This window comes from Streptomyces sp. NPDC017979, from assembly GCF_044328175.1.
GTDB lineage: Bacteria > Actinomycetota > Actinomycetes > Streptomycetales > Streptomycetaceae > Streptomyces.
The window spans coordinates 22,051-37,351 of sequence record NZ_JBIRGU010000003.1 but is presented as its reverse complement, the minus strand read 5'-3'; the positions used below and the strand labels follow the sequence as shown (position 1 = coordinate 37,351).

Sequence of the window (15,301 nt, the reverse complement as noted above, 5' to 3'; positions counted from 1 at the left end):
GCCCGGCCGGCCTCGGCCGGGGCTCCTGCGCGTCGTGCGCCTCCTGGGCCGCCGCCACGTCATGCCTCCCCGTTCGGTTCTCATCCGCCGCAAGACACCAACGCGCCGGAGCCCGGATTTCATCCCGCCGCAACATTTCGTCACGCGGAGTGAGGAAGTGTTGCGGCGGGACGGGCGGCCGAAAGGGGAGGACCGCGTCAGCGAGTGGCCGGGATCGCGTCCTGCGCGGGCCGCTCGGGCGTGGCCGGGATCGACTCGTACGGAACGGTCGCGGGCTCGACGACCGTGCTACGGGTCGAGACCGACGGGCTCACCGACTTGTGGATCGCCCGGGCGACGGCCTGGATCGTGTCCACGCCCTCGTTCATGTTCCGGTTGTTGTGGGTGAGGACGACCATCGAGTAGTCGTGGCCGCCGCCGGTGAAGGCGCCGATGCTGTGGACGCGCCAGCCGTAGCTGGCGCGCGGCAGCCAACCGTTCTTGAGCTGCACGGTCGCGGTGGAGGGCGCGCCCGCGGGGGTGCCCCAGCGCTGCGACGCCACGACGGAGCGCATCGTGCGCAGCGCGTAGTTCCGCGAGGAGTCCGTGAGCACGGCGTTCTTCTTGGTCAGATGGGTCAGCAGCCGCTGCTGGTCACGCGCGGTGATCTGGGTCAGTCCCCAGTAGCCGTCCTTGCCGGGCACGGTCTGCGTCATCCCGGCGGCGGTGAGGAAGCGCTGTACCTTGGCGGTGCCGAGTTGCTTCCACAGCGCGGTGGTGGAGTCGTTGTCCGACTTGGTGATCATCGCGTGGGTGAGGTTCTGCTCCCGGGTGCTCAGGGAGCGCCCGGCCCGCCCGGCGTCGTGCAGCAGCGCCGCGAGCACGGTCGCCTTCACGATGCTCGCGGAGTCGAACTTCTGCGACATCCGCAGGGTGCAGTTGGTACCGCCTATGTTGTCGGTCAGGTATATGGCGGTGGTCGACCTCCTGTTCTTGAGGGCCGCATTGATGTCCTGTGTGAGCTTGGCGGCCAGCCCCGCCTTCTTCGAGGTGCAGCTGACCTGCGGGGTTGCCGCGGCGGTGGCGGCCGTGGTGGCCGCGGCTGCGGGCGTGGCCGTAAGGAGCGTCGGCAGCAGCGCGGCGGCGGTGAACGCGGCGGTGCCGATGACGGCGCGGGGCGCGCGGCGCGCGCGGGACGCGCGGTGGCGGGTGTGCAAGGTTCCATCCCCCCATGGTGGAAACGGTGTGGTGCGTGGGCGAGCGGCGGGGCCGGTCGCGTTGTCCCGATCGGGGATCGACGACTGTCGGTTGACGATTGACTGTTGACGGCGTCGATGGCCGATCGTCTGATGGGACGACCAACGGCGGGGCGGATGGTTGCGCCGGAGGGCGGGCCGGGAGTGAAGCGTTACACGACGAAGACATGCGGTGGGGGGTGTTTGAAGGGGGGGTTGGGGGTGTGGTAGAGGGCTGTTGTCCGACCCACGGGGTGGCCCGGATCCCGGACGGCACTGCCCGGTGCCGGGGTGACGTCGCGTTCGGACGCCGCCCCGGCACCGGGCCGCCGTCAGATGCGGACCTGCGCCCTGATCCAGCTCGGCGAGCCCCCGGCGATTCGCCCGAGGTCGGTCCAGTTGTTGTTCCCTTCGTACCGGTGCGCGTCCAGCGATCCGTTGGGGCCGATCACCAGGTACTCGGCCCGGCCGTCACCGGTGACGTCGGCGAACCGCACCTCCTCCTTGGTCCAGCCGGATGAGCCGGTTCCGATCGTCCCCAGCGGGGTCCACGCGGTCCCGCCGTCGTACTGGTGCGCCTCCACCGCGCCCTGGGGTCCCAGGACGAGATAGTCCGTCCGACCGTCACCGGTGATGTCCGCGAACCGCACGTCCTCCTTGGCCCAGGCCGCGGAACCGTTGGCGATCCGACCGAGATTGGTCCACGCGGTCCCGCCGTCATACCGATGCGCGTCCACCGCACCGTTCGGCCCCAGGACGAGATAGTCCGCCCGACCGTCACCCGTCACATCGGCGAACCGCACGTCGTCCCTCGTCCAAGCCGCGGAACCGTTGGCGATCCGACCGAGATTGGTCCACGCGGTCCCGCCGTCATACCGATAGGCGTCCACCGCACCGTTCGGCCCCAGGACGAGATAGTCCGCCCGACCGTCACCCGTCACATCGGCGAACCGCACGTCGTCCCTCGTCCAAGCCGCCGAACCGTTGGCGATCCGACCGAGATTGGTCCACGCGCTGCCGCCGTCGCTCCGGTACGCGTCCACCGCACCGTTCGGCCCCAGCACCAGGTAGTCCGCCCGGCCGTCACCGGTGATGTCGACGTCGTAGTCCCCCTGCACTGACGAACCCGCGGGCGGCGGCCCGGGGGTGACCGTCACGTTCTCGGTGATCCAGCCGTTGTTGATGGCCGTCGTCACCCCGCCGTAGAAGGCGGTGGCCATCTTGCGGAAGCCGTCGTCGTTGGGGTGGAGTCCGTCCGCGAGGTCGGTGTTGTCCAAGCCGAGATCCACCAGCAGCACCTTGCGGCCGAGTGCCCGCTGCGCGTCCACGATGCCGGGCAGCGCCTGGTTGAAGGCGTCCACCTGCGGCTGCTTGCCGGGCCTGCTGTTGGGTACGACCCGGCCCAGGACCACGGTCATGTCCGGGGCCGCGGTGGTGATCCGGTTCAGCAGCTGGGAGAGCCGTTCCGGGGCCTGTGCCAGGAGGTGATCCCGGTTGATGTCGTTGGAACCGATGTGGAGCGTCACCACATTGGGTTTCGCGACCGCCAGCCAGTTGTCGACGTTGGCGGCGATTCCGTCGATCATCCAGCCGGAGTGGCCTTCGTGGTCACGGTCGGCCTGGCGGCCCGCCTGCTGGGAGCCGACGAAGTCCACGGTGGTCGCATGCTTGTCGAGGCTGTCGCGGAGCGTCCTGCGGTACCCCTCACAGGTGGTGTACTGCACTCCTCCGGAGCAGCTGGAGCTGCCCACGCCCAGCGTGATCGAGTCGCCGAGGGGCATCACCGCGAGCCGTGGAACCGTCGACAGGGGGCTGTCGCCGTGGTAGGTGAACCGCTTGAACTCGTCGACCGCGGCCATCGGGTTGCCGTCCCGGTACTGGTCGATCGCGAGGAAGTTCGGCTTCTTGCGCGCGGCCGGCATGCAGAACCGACCGGCCCGGTTCGCGAGCTTCGCATTGTCATTGGCCGAGGTCGGAGCGCTGGGGTACGAGCGGAAGTGGTTCATCACGAAGAGGCGCCGGAACTTCCCCTCTTCCCGGACCAGGGGAATGTGGTCCCAGCGGCTGTAGCAGCTCCAGTTGGCCGTGAGCCCCGGGAGTCCCATCTCCCAGTAGTTCTCCACCGTCCAGTTCTGGTTGTACATGATCCCGGAGTTGCGCTCGTCGTGATGTCCCGCGCTGGAGAAGACGACCAGCCGCTTGTTGCGGCTGATCATCTCCGAGACGGTGGGCCAGCCCTGCTCGGCGACGCCCTCCCGCCGCGGGTTGTAGATCAGGGCCGCGAGTCCGGGGACAGCCGCGAGATCCGCCTCCAGCGCCGCCTTCGAGGCGCGGTCCTCCAGATGGAGCGTGACGATCTCCTGGGAGTTGGCCGGGGCGTCCAGCCAGTCCTTGATGGTCCTCAGTGTCGGAACCAGCGGTACGGTGCCGAGGTCGCAGTTGCCGTGGCAGAGGCGCACGCTGCCTTCCCCTGAGGTGTTGCCGTCGTAGACGTCGAGCATCAGGCCCCGGACGCCGTCGTTCAGCTGTGTCGCGATGCTGTGGGGCTGCGCGGGCGCGGCGACGGTGTCGTCCTTGAGGTCCTCGGTGTTCCAGAACGAGTTGTGCGTGGTCAGATAGGTCATCTGGTCGTAGGTCACCCGGTTGAAACCGGGTTCGCCCGGCTGGGGCAGAGCCCGGCGCTGCGGGTCGATCGGGGTGACGTACCAGGTCTGCCGCGCGGTGCGGGCGGCGTCGGCGGGGTCGGCGGCCTCGAAGGCGACGAGGTCGCCGCCGACGGTGTTGGCGTGCAGCCTCCGGTTGCCGTCGCCCGGGACGGCGATCCGGTAGCGGTCGCCCCCGATGTGCTCGAATCGGAACTCCGTGTCGGCGCCGCAGGTCCGCATCTCCAGCAGCGCGGAGGTCGCGGTCTCCATGGCGACACAGCGGTTCTCGAAGCGAATCCGGTGGTTCCCGTTCGCCTGCAGCTCCAGTTGCAGCTGCTGCCGGTCCTCGTCGCCCTTGGGCCAGGAGGTCTTCACGTTGACGGACTGGGCGCTGATCATCGCGCCGGTGCCCGCGCTGGTCAGATAGACCGGCGTCGCCGTGTGCGGAGTCTGCGGCGCCGCCGCCGCAGCCGGTGCCGTGGCCATGAGCTGGCCCGTACCGAGGAGCCCGGCCGCCATCACCACGGCCAGCGCCTGCGCGGTCATCCCGCGCGCCGACCGGCGCGGACCGCGGTCCGGTCGTCCTCGCCACGCTCTCCAGGACACTCTCGTTCTCACCTGTCACCTTTTCTTCGGACATGCTGGTGCGCCGCGGCACCGCCGGGGCACAGTTGGGCACGGATGGAGAGGGCATCCGCCGCCGACGAGTTCCCTTCGGGGAGTTCGACTTGATCACGGGGCGGCGCGCCGGGGATCGGTCGGCCCCGGTCCGGGCCCGCACCTTCGGTGGATGACCCGTGGCACGGCCACGGGCGACTCCGTGGCCGTGCCGTGCGAGGACCGCGGGGCGGTCAGGGCTCTGCGACCCACGGACCAGACGGTGGGTCAGCCGGTGTGGATGGAGAGGCCCAGCGCGTCGGAGAGCCTGCGCCACGGAGTCACGAAGCACAAGGAACCGTTCGACGCGAAGACCTGACCTCGGGCGTGGGCGCCGGCTGCGTCCTTGGTGTAGAAGGGGGCACCCTGGTCGCCGGGTTGCGGCAGGGCGCCGCCCCGGACCACGAGCAGCGGACCCCAACAGCTCTGCCCACCGCAGAACTGGCCGTTGACGCTGACCACCTGTCCACCGCACACCTCACCCGAGGTCCGGCCGCTGTAGCAGTGGTTGGAGTCCCCGACCAGGGCGTCGCCCGCCGAGACCACCGGGATGGTGGTGGTGCTGACGGGGTTCCCGGTGTAAATCCGGCCGCCGTACGGGCGTCCGGCGATCACGGCGACGTCGACGGCCGGCTGCTGGAAGATGACGGTGCCGTGGGAACTGACCCCGGATTCGGTCGACACCCGTGCCCCGGTGGTGGAGCAACTGGCGGAGCTGGTGCTGTAGACGTTCCCTGCGCCGTTGCGCAGCGCGAAGCCGGCGGTGCAGGGTCCGGTGGCGCCGGCGGCGCGGATGCCGGCGCCGCCCTTGAAGGGGGAGTCGTCGTTGCGGCGGTGGAACTGGTTCACCGTACGGTTCTGGACCGGGGCGACGGCCGGAGTGGGCAGGGACGCGGTGGCCCGCCTCCCGGTCACGGCGATCACGACGTCCTGGGGAGCGTCGGACTCCAGGACGATGCGCCCGGTGGTGCGGTCGAGGTGGCTGGTGAAGGTGTACGCGCCACCGCCGGCGGCGACGTGCGCGGCGATCCGCTTCTGGAGCCGGCTCAGTTCCCGGGTGGCGCCGGGCGGCACCGGCAGGACGGCGGCAGAGCCCCCGGGATTTCGGTCCGACGCCACCCGGGCCGGCTCGTGCGAGGGCGCTGCGCCCTTCTCCGAGTCGAGCGCCGGGCCCGCGCCTAAGGACAACAGCGCGAAGACGACGACGGCTATTGCGCCGTTCGGTCTTCCGCGTCTCCGCCACGCACCCGGTCCGTGTCTCGTGCCGTCCATGGGCACCCCCTGGATCTGATGGACGACCCCGGCCCGGCGGCCGGGGCCTGTGACACATCGTCGGGGCGGACAACAGTCGCGGCTAGGGGGCTTCTGATGGATCAGGCTGGATGAGTGGGGTCCCCCACTCCCTTCGGGGGTGAGGGACGGAACCGTGCGGGCGAGCGCCGGCCCTACTCGTGCGTCGGGGCGAACATCTGGAGGAGGGCCGGGAGGACGACGACCGACGGGCCGGGGGTGGCGAGCGCGCGGGACAGGTCGGCGGCCAGGGACTCGGGGGTCGTGCGGACCGCGGGGACGCTGAAGGACTCCGCGAGCGCCACGAAGTCCGGGCGGGCCAACTCCGTCCCCGTCGCCTCGCCGAACGCGTCGGTCATGTACTCGCGCAGGATCCCGTAGCCCCCGTCGTCCACGATGAGCCAGGTCACCGGCAGGTCGTACTGCCGGGCGGTGGCGAGCTCCGCGATCGAGTACATCGCGCCGCCGTCGCCGGAGACCGCGAGCACCGGTCGCGACGGGTCCGCGCACGCCGCGCCGAGCGCGGCCGGGAAGCCGTAGCCGAGGCCGCCCGCGCCCTGCGCGGAGTGCATCGTGTTCGGCCGGCGCGCGTCGAACGCGGACCACGCCCAGTACGCCAGGATCGTCATGTCCCAGAAGCTGGGCGACGCGTCCGGCAGCGCCTCCCGCACCGCCGCCAGCACCTGCTGCTCCAGCGTGCGGCCCTGGCCGTCGATGCGTTGGCGCACCTGCGCGAGGACGTCGCGCACCCGCTGCGGCGCGGCGGGGTCGGGGCGCTCCGGCACGGTCTCCAGCAGCGCGGACAGCGCGGTGCGGGCGTCCGCGTGGATGCCGATGCCGGCGTGGTTGGACTCCAGCTTCCCGGCGTCCGCCTCGATCTGGACCACCCGGCCGCGGGGCGCGAACGTGTGGTAGTTCGAGGAGAGTTCGCCCAGGCCCGAGCCGACGACGAGGAGGACGTCGGCGTCTTCGAGGAAGTCGGTGGTGTGCCGGTCCTCCAGCCAGGACTGGAGGGACAGCGGGTGCTCCCAGGGGAAGGCACCCTTGCCGCCGAAGGTGGTGACGACGGGCGCGTTGACGCGCTCGGCGAGCGCCAGCAGCTTGCCGGACGCGTCGGAGCGCACCACCCCGCCGCCGGCGATGATCGCCGGCCGCTGCGCTCCGGCCAGCAAGTGGGCGGCGAGCGCGGTCAGTTCGGGGCGCGGCAGCAGGTCGTCCGGGGTGGCGTCCATCGCGGTCACCACCGGCAACATCGTCTCGGCCAGCAGCACGTCCTGCGGGATCTCCACCCAGACGGGGCCGTGCGGCGCGGTGAGCGCGGAGCGCCAGGCCGCGGCGATCGTGGAGGGGATCTGGGAGGCGGTACGGGCGGTGTGCACGGACTTCACGACGTCCCGGAACGACGCCTGCTGGTCGCGCAGTTCGTGCAGGTAGCCGTGGCGGCCGCCGCCGAGCCCCGCGGCCGGGACCTGGCTGCCGACGGCGAGCACGGGCGCGGAGGCCGCCGCCGCCTCCTGGAGCGCGGCGAGCGACATCAGCGCGCCGGGGCCGGTGGACAGCAGCAGCGGGGCAACCTGCCCGGTGATCCGGCCGTACGCGTCGGCGGCGAAGCCGGCGTTGTTCTCCACCCGCAGCCCGACGTACGAGAGCGACGAGCGGCGCAGGGCGTCGAACATGCCGAGGGCGTGCTGCCCGGGGAGCCCGAACACGGTGGTCGCGCCGAGGCCGGCGAGGGTCTCGATGACCAGGTCCCCGCCGGTGCGCCCGGCCGGAGGACTAAGGGCCGCCGCGGTCTGCTGGGGCGTGGGCTTGAGCACCACGTCGTGGTCGTGGGTCACTTCGCGGCCCTCTCGGCGGCGATCTGGCGGGCCATGATCGTGGTGAGTTCGTACGCGGTGTGGGAGGCGGCCACGGCGGTGATCTCGGCGTGGTCGTACGCCGGCGCGACCTCGACGACGTCGGCCGAGACGAGGTTGCAGGAGGCCAGCCCGCGCAGGATCTCCAGCAGTTCGCGGGAGGTCATGCCGCCCGCCTCGGGCGTGCCGGTGCCGGGGGCGTGCGCCGGGTCGAGGCAGTCGATGTCGATGGATATGTACAGCGGGCGGTCGCCGATGCGCTGGCGGAGCTGGTCCGCGACCTCGTCCGCACCGCGCCGGTAGACGTCGGCGGAGGTGACGATGCCGAAGCCCATCTTCTCGTCGTCGCTGAGGTCCTGCTTGCCGTAGAGCGGGCCGCGGGTGCCGACGTGGGAGAGCGCCGAGGTGTCGAGGATGCCCTCCTCCACGGCCCGGCGGAACGGGGTGCCGTGGGTGTACTCGGCGCCGAAGTAGGTGTCCCAGGTGTCGAGGTGGGCGTCGAAGTGGAGCAGGGCGACCGGGCCGTGCTTCTTGGCGACGGAGCGCAGCAGCGGCAGTGCGATGGTGTGGTCGCCGCCCAGCGTCATCAGCCGGGCGCCGGTGCCGAGCAGGTCGTCCGCCGCGGCCTCGATCGTCTCCACGGCCTCGTTGATGTTGAACGGGTTGGCCGCGATGTCACCGGCGTCCGCGACCTGCGCGAGCGCGAAGGGCGAGGCGTCCTGCGCCGGGTTGTAGGGGCGCAGCAGCCGGGACGCCTCGCGGATCGCGTTGCCGCCGAAGCGCGCGCCGGGCCGGTAGGACACCCCGGTGTCGAAGGGGACGCCGACGACGGCGACGTCGGTGCTGCCGACCTCGTCGAGCCGGGGCAGCCGGGCGAAGGTGGCCGGGCCCGCGTAGCGGGGGACGCGGGAGGAGTCGATGGGGCCGCGCGGCTGCTCGGGGCGGTCGCTGCTGCTCGGGGCCGTGTTCATACCGGTGTGCCTTCTTTCCTACGCTTCTTTGCGTGTCGTCGCTTTCGCCGCTGCCGTTCGACTGTAACCAGCGGGGCGGGGGGCCGTCGGGGCGGAGGGTCAGACCTTGGCTGCCGGGCTGCGGTCGACCCCGTCGTCGGAGCCGTCGGAGCCGTCGGCCGTCTCGTCGTCGCCGCCGCGGCCCGCGAGCCGCTCCCGCCAGTTCGCGAGCACGGCCGCGTCCGTCGGCTCGGTCAGCAGGCTGACGACGAGGTACGCGGCGAGCGAGGACAGCAGGCCGTAGTAGACGGGCTCGGTGGCGAGGATGCCGTACGTCCACATCAGTCCGACCACGGCCAGCCCGCCGACGACGACCGCGGCCAGCGCGCCCTGCACGGTGCCGCGCTTCCACAGCAGCCCGCCGAGGATCGGCACCAGCAGCCCGCCGACGAGCAGGTTGTACGCCACGGTCAGCGCTTCGACGACGTCGTTGAGGGCGATCGCGATGACGACCACGGCGACGCCCATGGCCAGGATGAACACCCGGTTGCCCTTGACCTCGTCGTGCCCGTCCTCGGGCGCGGCCCGGTTCGTCAGCCCGCGCAGCCGGGACCAGATGTCGTTGTTGGCCACCGTGGCGCAGGCGATCAGCGCGCCGGAGGAGGTGGACATCACCGCGGCGAGCGCGGCGGCCAGCACCAGCCCGCGCACGCCCATGGGCAGTTCGTCCTTCACGATCAGCGCGAAGGCGTCGTCGGGGTTGGCCAGGTTCGGGTAGAGCACCTTGGCCGCGACGCCGACGATCGCCCCGGCCAGCGCGTACACCAGGCAGTACGTGCCGGCGGCGGCGCCGCCCCAGCGGGCGACCTTGTCGCTGCGCGCGGTGAAGACCCGCTGCCAGATGTCCTGGCCGATCAGCATGCCGAAGGTGTAGATCAGCACGTACGTGAAGATCGTCTCGCCGCCGATGCCGAGCGGCGCGAAGTAGTCGGAGGGCAGCTCGGCCTTCATCTCGCTCCAGCCGCCCGCCTTGACGACGGCGATCGGCAGCAGGAGCAGCAGCACGCCGACGGTCTTGACGACGAACTGCACCATGTCGGTGAGGGTGATCGACCACATCCCGCCGAGGGTGGAGTAGGCGACCACGATCGCTCCGCCCAGCACGATGGAGACGGTCCGGTTGACGTCGAAGAGGACGTCGAAGATCGTCGCGTACGCGATGGTCGAGGTGACCGCGAGCATCAGGGTGTACGCCCACATCACCACGCCGGAGATCACCCCGGCCCGGCCGCCGTACCGCAGGTCCAGCATCTCCGAGACGGTGTACACCTTCAGCCGGGCGATGCGCGCGGAGAAGAGCAGCGAGAGCGCGAGGAGGCCGAAGCCGATGGTGAGGACCATCCAGGCGCCGGAGATGCCGTGCTTGTAGCCGAGGCCGACGCCGCCGATGGTGGACGCGCCGCCGAGGACGATCGCGGCCATGGTGCCCGAGTACATCCAGGGCCCGAGGCGCCGCCCCGCGACCAGGAACTCGCTCTTGGACTTGGCGCGGCGCATGCCCCACCAACCCATGCCGAGCATGCCGGCCAGATAGACGACGATCACCGCGTAGTCGACAGCCATGGCTCTCCCTCCCACCGTTCCCGGGGCCTGCTGAGGGCCGGTGGCCCACGTGCTGGCGTTTCGTTCGCCCACTGACGGTAGGTGGCTGGAAAGCAACCATGAAGTGTACGTTTCATCTATTGTTCACGTCAGCGATGGATGGATCGTCCATGCCGGATGCCCCTTCGGGCGCCCCTGCCGCAGCGGCCCCTGCAACGACCGCAGCAACGGCGGCCACCACGGCACCGCCCACCCCGCCCGTCCCGCTGAGCGCCCTGTTGGCCCGGGAGGACCTCGGGCTGCGCCAGATCGCCGGACCCGGCCCGGCATCCCGGCCGGCGCCCGTCGACCCGGTGGTGCACTGGGTGCACACCTCGGAGATGGCCGACCCGTATCCGTACCTCCTCGGCGGTGAGCTGCTGCTGAGCGCCGGCGTGCAGTTGAAGGACCCGGACGCGTACGTCGCCCGGCTCGTCGAGGCCGGGGCCGCCGCCCTCGGCTTCGGGCTGGCCCCGGTGTACGACGCCGTCCCCGAAGCGCTCGTCGCCGCCTGCGACCGGCGCGGGGTGCCACTGATCGAGGTGCCGCCGCAGACCACCTTCACCGCCGTGGCCCGCGCCGTGTGGCGGCTGATGGCCGAGGCCCGCCACCGCGAGCTGCGCCGGATCTCCCAGGCGCAGCAGGGCCTGGCGACCGCCGCCGCCCGCCCGGACCCGGTGCCCGCCGTCCTCGGGCAACTCGCCGGCCGGCTCGGCGGCTGGGCGGTGCTGCTCACGGCCGACGGCGGCGAGCCCGCGAGCGCGGGGCGGGCCCCCTCGCCGCGGGCCAGGCAGGCGCTGGCGCGGCTGGCGGGCGTGGTGCGCGGCGGCCCCGGGGAGCGGGCGGCCGGCGCCCCCGTCGCCTCCGCGTCCGACACCGCCGACGCGACCCACCTGTGCGCGTACGCCCTCGGCGGCGGCCAGGGGCCCGCCGGGCTCGACGGGCTCGTTCTTGGGGTGGCCGCGCCCCGCCGCGAGGCGGGCGACCACACGATCGCCGGGGTGGCCGTGGTGCTGCTGTCCCTGCTGACCGCGCCGCACCGGGGCGTCGACGGCACGGGTCGGGACGCCGCCCTCACCCGGCTGCTGCTGGGCGCGGACCCGGCGGACACCGCCGCCGCGCTGGGCGGCGACCGGTGGACGGTGGTGCACGCCCGCGGCGGGCGCGGCGCGACGCCGTTCACCGCGTCCACGCTCGGTGCCGCGCTCGGCAGCGCCCTGGTGGAGTCGGCGCCGGACGGGACCGTACGCGTCCTGCTGCCGGGCCCGCCGCGCGAGGTGGCGGCCCAGCCGGGGTGGGTGCTCGGGGTCAGCGAGCCCGTCGAACCCGCGGAACTCGCGCTCGCCGACGCCCAGGCGGCCCGGGCCCTGGGCCGCGCCCTGGCCGCGCAGCGGCCGCTGGTCGCCCACCGGCGCGGCTCGCTGGCGGCGCTCCTCGCGCCGGACGAGGTCGCGGCCCACGCCCGGCTGCGGCTGGCGCCGCTGGCCGACGCGCCCGCGCTGCGCGAGACCCTGCGCACCTGGCTGTCGCTGCACGGCGGCTGGGACCGCACCGCCACGGCGATGGGCCTCCACCGCAACACCGTCCGCCAACGCATCGCCCGCTGCGCGACGCTGCTCGACGAGGACCTGGACGACCCGGACGTCCGCATGGAGCTCTGGTTCGCCCTCCGAAGCGCGGCTTGATCCGGCCCCCCAGCAGCCGCGACTTCGCCGTGCGGCGAGCTGTGCCGGTTGCGTCTGCGGGCCGCAGGTGGGCTGGTCGCGCAGTTCCGCCCCCTGCGCCCCTGATTCGCTTTCCTCGCCGCCTACCTGCGGGCCACCTGTGGCTGTTCGCGCAAGTTCCCCCCTCTACGACCCAGAGTGCGTGGAGGGAGAGCCCCCGCCTGAGACCCACCCGCCGCGGCACGACAGGCACGACCTCGGCTGCCGCCCGCCTGCGGCTTGTCGCGCAGTTCCCCGCGCCCCTGTTTCGCTCCCCTTGCCGCCTACCTGCGGGGCATCTGTGGCTGGTCGCAGACGCAATGAGACAGCTCGCCGCACGGCAAGGCCGCGTCCGCTCCCGTCGGAACCGGGCGCGGGAGTGTCTGGACAGTCCGGGTGACCAGCCAGTAACTTCGAACGGGCTGAGCAAACGCTTAGCAGAAGCGTCCGGGCACCGCAGGCCAGCGCAGACCAGAGGAGGCGTTCGTGCGCCGCAACGTGTACAACGAGGACCACGAGGCGTTCCGGAAGATGATCCGCGCCTTCATCGAGGCCGAGGTCGTCCCGGTGTACGACCAGTGGTACGAGGCCGGCCAGGCGCCGCGCGACTTCTACCACAAGCTCGGCGAGTTGGGCGTGTTCGGCATCGAGGTGCCCGAGGAGTACGGCGGCGCCGGCGAGACGTCGTTCAAGTTCCAGGCGGTCATCTCCGAGGAGACCGCCCGCGCCGGCGTCTCCTTCGGCGGCTCCGGGGTGCACGTCGCGCTCTGTCTGCCGTATCTGGTGGCGTACGGCACCGAGGAGCAGAAGCAGCGCTGGCTGCCCGACTTCGCGACCGGCGCGGCGATGTACGCGATCGCGATGACCGAGCCCGGCACCGGCTCCGACCTGGCGGGCATGAAGACCACCGCCAAGCTCTCCGCCGACGGCACGCACTACGTCCTGAACGGCGCGAAGACCTTCATCACCGGCGGCGTCCACGCCGACCGCGTCATCGTCTGCGCCCGCACCGCCCCGCCGAGCGCCGAGGACCGCCGGCACGGCATCTCGCTCTTCGTCGTGGACACCTCCCTGGCGGGGTACGCGGTCGGCCGCAAGCTCGACAAGCTGGGCCTGAAGACCTCGGACACCGCGGAACTGTCCTTCACCGACGTGCGCGTCCCGGTCGAGGACCTGCTCGGCGAGGAGCACAAGGGCTTCTCCTACCTCGGGCAGAACCTCCCGCAGGAGCGCCTGGCCATCGCCGTCGGGTCGTACGCGCAGGCGTCGGCCGCGATCCGGTTCACCCAGGCGTACGTGTCGGAGCGCACGGTCTTCGGCAAGACGGTGGCGTCCTTCCAGAACAGCAAGTTCGAACTGGCCGCCTGCAAGGCCGAGGTGGACGCGGCGGAGGCGGTCGTGGACCGCGCGCTCGAAGCGCACGACGCGGGCGAGTTGACGGCCGCGGAGGCCGCGTCGGCCAAGCTGTTCTGCACCGAGGTCGCCCACCGCGTGATCGACCGCTGTCTGCAACTGCACGGCGGCTACGGCTACATGAACGAGTACCCCATCGCCCGGCTGTACGCGGACAACCGCGTCAACCGCATCTACGGCGGTACCAGCGAGGTCATGAAGTCGATCATCGCCAAGTCGATGGGCCTGTAAGCCGAGCCGATGGGCCGGTGAGGCGCGTCGCCCCGCATCTCGGGCGCCCGGTCGACCGCTCCGGCCGGGCGCTCGTCGCCGCCGTCAGACCGGCAGGCCGGCCGCGTGCAGCAGGTAGTCCGTCATCGGCTCGTAGAACCGCGGGTCGGTGACGTGGTCGTCCAGCGGCACCGTCACCTGGAGGGTGCCCTCCGCCTCGCCGACGAAGAGCGCGGGGTCGTTGCTGTCGGCGTATCCCACCGCGTCGATGCCGCGCTGGCCCGCGCAGCCCGCCCAGCCGTGGTCGGCCACGACGAGGTCGGGGCGCGGCAGGCCGTCGCGCTCCAGGCCGTCCAGGATCGCGGCCATCGGGGCCGGCGAGTGGGTGTGCCAGAGGCTCGCGCCGCGCTCCAGCACGGCCACGCCACCGAACTGGAACACCATGCACTCGTCGGCCGTCAGCCCGTGGGGGATGGCGACGACCTCGCAGCCGGCCGTGCGCACGGCGTCCGCGGTGCGGCGGTGGACTTCCAGGAGGCCGCCGGGGTGACCGGTGGCGAAGAGGACCCGCTCCCGGCCGGCGACGGCCTTGCGCAGCCGGGCGGCCATCCGCTCCAGCGCGGCGACGGTCAACTCCGGGTCGATGGTGTCCTGGCCGACGCGGTGCTCGGGGTCGTCGCTGACGCCGCAGCGCTCCGCCATCACGGCCAGCACGTCCTGCTCGTCCGTCCAGCGGTCGCCCAGCTCCAGGCCCAGCCAGTAGTGGCGGTCGCCGTTGGCGAGCGCGCGGTAGTGGGAGAGGTTGTTGTCGCGCGGGGTGGCGACGTCGCCGGCGATGCGGGTGCGGACGAGGTGATCGACGAGGGCGGCGCGGCTGGGTATCGACATGGCCCCATTGTGCCGGCCCGGGCCCGCCTCGGCCGGTGATCTCCGTCGCCTTCTCCACTGCCTTCGCGGCCTCCTTCGCGACTGCGGCGCCGGTCCGGGCGCCAACTCGCGCGCAGGCGTGCGCGGCGCGCGGACGTCAGGGGGTGAGCGACGCGAACGCGCCGTGCGCAAGGCGCCGCAGCAACGTTTCGGTACGCGCCCTGGCCGGCAGGCCGTCGGCCGGGGAGCCGAGGTGCGGCGTGGAGTTCAGCAGGCCGAAGACCGCGTGCACCGCGGCCCGCGCCTCCGCCTCCGGCACGTCCGGGTGCAGCTCGCGCACCGCCGTCACCCACAGCTCCACGTACTGCCGCTGGAGCTGGCGCACCAGCTTGCGGTCGCTCTCGCGCAGCCGGTCCAGCTCCCGGTCGTGCAGGGTGATCAGCGGACGGTCGTCGAGCGCGAAGTCGATGTGGCCGTCGATCAGGGACGCGAGCAGCGCCCCCGGGTCCTGCGCGGCCTCTTCGACCCGCAGCCGGCCGCCGCTGAGCAGCCGCTCGCTGATGCCGACGAGCAGCTCGGCGAGCATCGCCTCCTTGCCCGGGAAGTGGCGGTACAGCCCCGGACCGCTGATGCCGACGGCCGCCCCTATCTCGTCCACGCCGACGCCGTGGAAGCCGCGCTCGGCGAAGAGCCGCGCGGCTTCCTTGAGGATCTGCTCGCGGCGGGTGGGCGCGTCCGTCCTGGTGCTCATGGGAAGTAATTCTAGACAACCTCGTTAGCGATCGTTAACCTGAAAGGAGTGTTAACGCTCATTAACCGACGTCAGCGGCGATCGACCGATGCCGGCAGGCGTCA

Annotated in this window: 10 protein-coding genes; 2 read left to right on the top strand and 8 right to left on the bottom strand. The window is 72.2% G+C overall.

Going from position 1 to position 15,301, the window contains the following annotated elements; genetic code table 11:
* Positions 1–197: 197 nt before the first annotated feature.
* From ACH4E8_RS09805 to ACH4E8_RS09780, 6 genes are all read right to left on the bottom strand, one after another.
* The gene (locus ACH4E8_RS09805; protein ID WP_398446179.1) at positions 198–1,196 is read right to left on the bottom strand and encodes a serine hydrolase; all 999 of its coding nucleotides are present in this window, start codon (positions 1,194–1,196) and stop codon (positions 198–200) included.
* A 350-nt stretch (positions 1,197–1,546) separates the two neighbouring features.
* Positions 1,547–4,405: an FG-GAP-like repeat-containing protein gene (locus tag ACH4E8_RS09800; protein ID WP_398446177.1), complete on the bottom strand. Its 2,859-nt coding sequence runs from the start codon at positions 4,403–4,405 to the stop codon at positions 1,547–1,549.
* A gap of 339 nt (positions 4,406–4,744) precedes the next feature.
* The gene (locus ACH4E8_RS09795; RefSeq protein WP_398446175.1) at positions 4,745–5,788 is read right to left on the bottom strand and encodes a hypothetical protein; all 1,044 of its coding nucleotides are present in this window, start codon (positions 5,786–5,788) and stop codon (positions 4,745–4,747) included.
* Positions 5,789–5,961: 173 nt separating this feature from the next.
* Positions 5,962–7,644, bottom strand: coding sequence for a thiamine pyrophosphate-binding protein (locus ACH4E8_RS09790; protein WP_398446173.1), 1,683 nt, complete (start codon positions 7,642–7,644; stop codon positions 5,962–5,964).
* Positions 7,641–8,633, bottom strand: coding sequence for an agmatinase (speB, locus tag ACH4E8_RS09785; protein WP_398446171.1), 993 nt, complete (start codon positions 8,631–8,633; stop codon positions 7,641–7,643). Before speB ends, ACH4E8_RS09790 begins: the two co-directional genes overlap by 4 nt.
* A 99-nt stretch (positions 8,634–8,732) precedes the next feature.
* Positions 8,733–10,235 carry a sodium:solute symporter gene (locus ACH4E8_RS09780; protein ID WP_398446169.1) on the bottom strand — a complete coding sequence of 501 codons (1,503 nt, stop codon included), beginning with the start codon at positions 10,233–10,235 and terminating at the stop codon, positions 8,733–8,735.
* Positions 10,236–10,384: 149 nt separating this feature from the next.
* On the opposite strand from ACH4E8_RS09780, the gene ACH4E8_RS09775 reads away from it, so the two are divergent.
* Together ACH4E8_RS09775 and ACH4E8_RS09770 are read left to right on the top strand one after the other, a co-directional pair.
* Positions 10,385–11,938 (top strand): PucR family transcriptional regulator, encoded by a 1,554-nt coding sequence (locus ACH4E8_RS09775; RefSeq protein WP_398446167.1) that lies wholly within the window; start codon positions 10,385–10,387, stop codon positions 11,936–11,938.
* Between the two features lie 504 nt (positions 11,939–12,442).
* Positions 12,443–13,600, top strand: a complete 1,158-nt coding sequence (locus tag ACH4E8_RS09770; protein ID WP_398446166.1) for an acyl-CoA dehydrogenase family protein — start codon at positions 12,443–12,445, stop codon at positions 13,598–13,600.
* An 84-nt stretch (positions 13,601–13,684) separates the two neighbouring features.
* Here the strand turns inward: ACH4E8_RS09770 and ACH4E8_RS09765 are convergent, their stop codons facing one another.
* Both ACH4E8_RS09765 and ACH4E8_RS09760 read right to left on the bottom strand, forming a co-directional pair.
* The gene (locus ACH4E8_RS09765; RefSeq protein ID WP_398446164.1) at positions 13,685–14,467 is read right to left on the bottom strand and encodes a phosphatase; all 783 of its coding nucleotides are present in this window, start codon (positions 14,465–14,467) and stop codon (positions 13,685–13,687) included.
* Positions 14,468–14,603: 136 nt separating this feature from the next.
* Entirely contained in the window at positions 14,604–15,197 is a 594-nt protein-coding gene (locus tag ACH4E8_RS09760) for a TetR/AcrR family transcriptional regulator (protein ID WP_398446162.1), read from the bottom strand.
* Positions 15,198–15,301 lie beyond the last annotated feature (104 nt).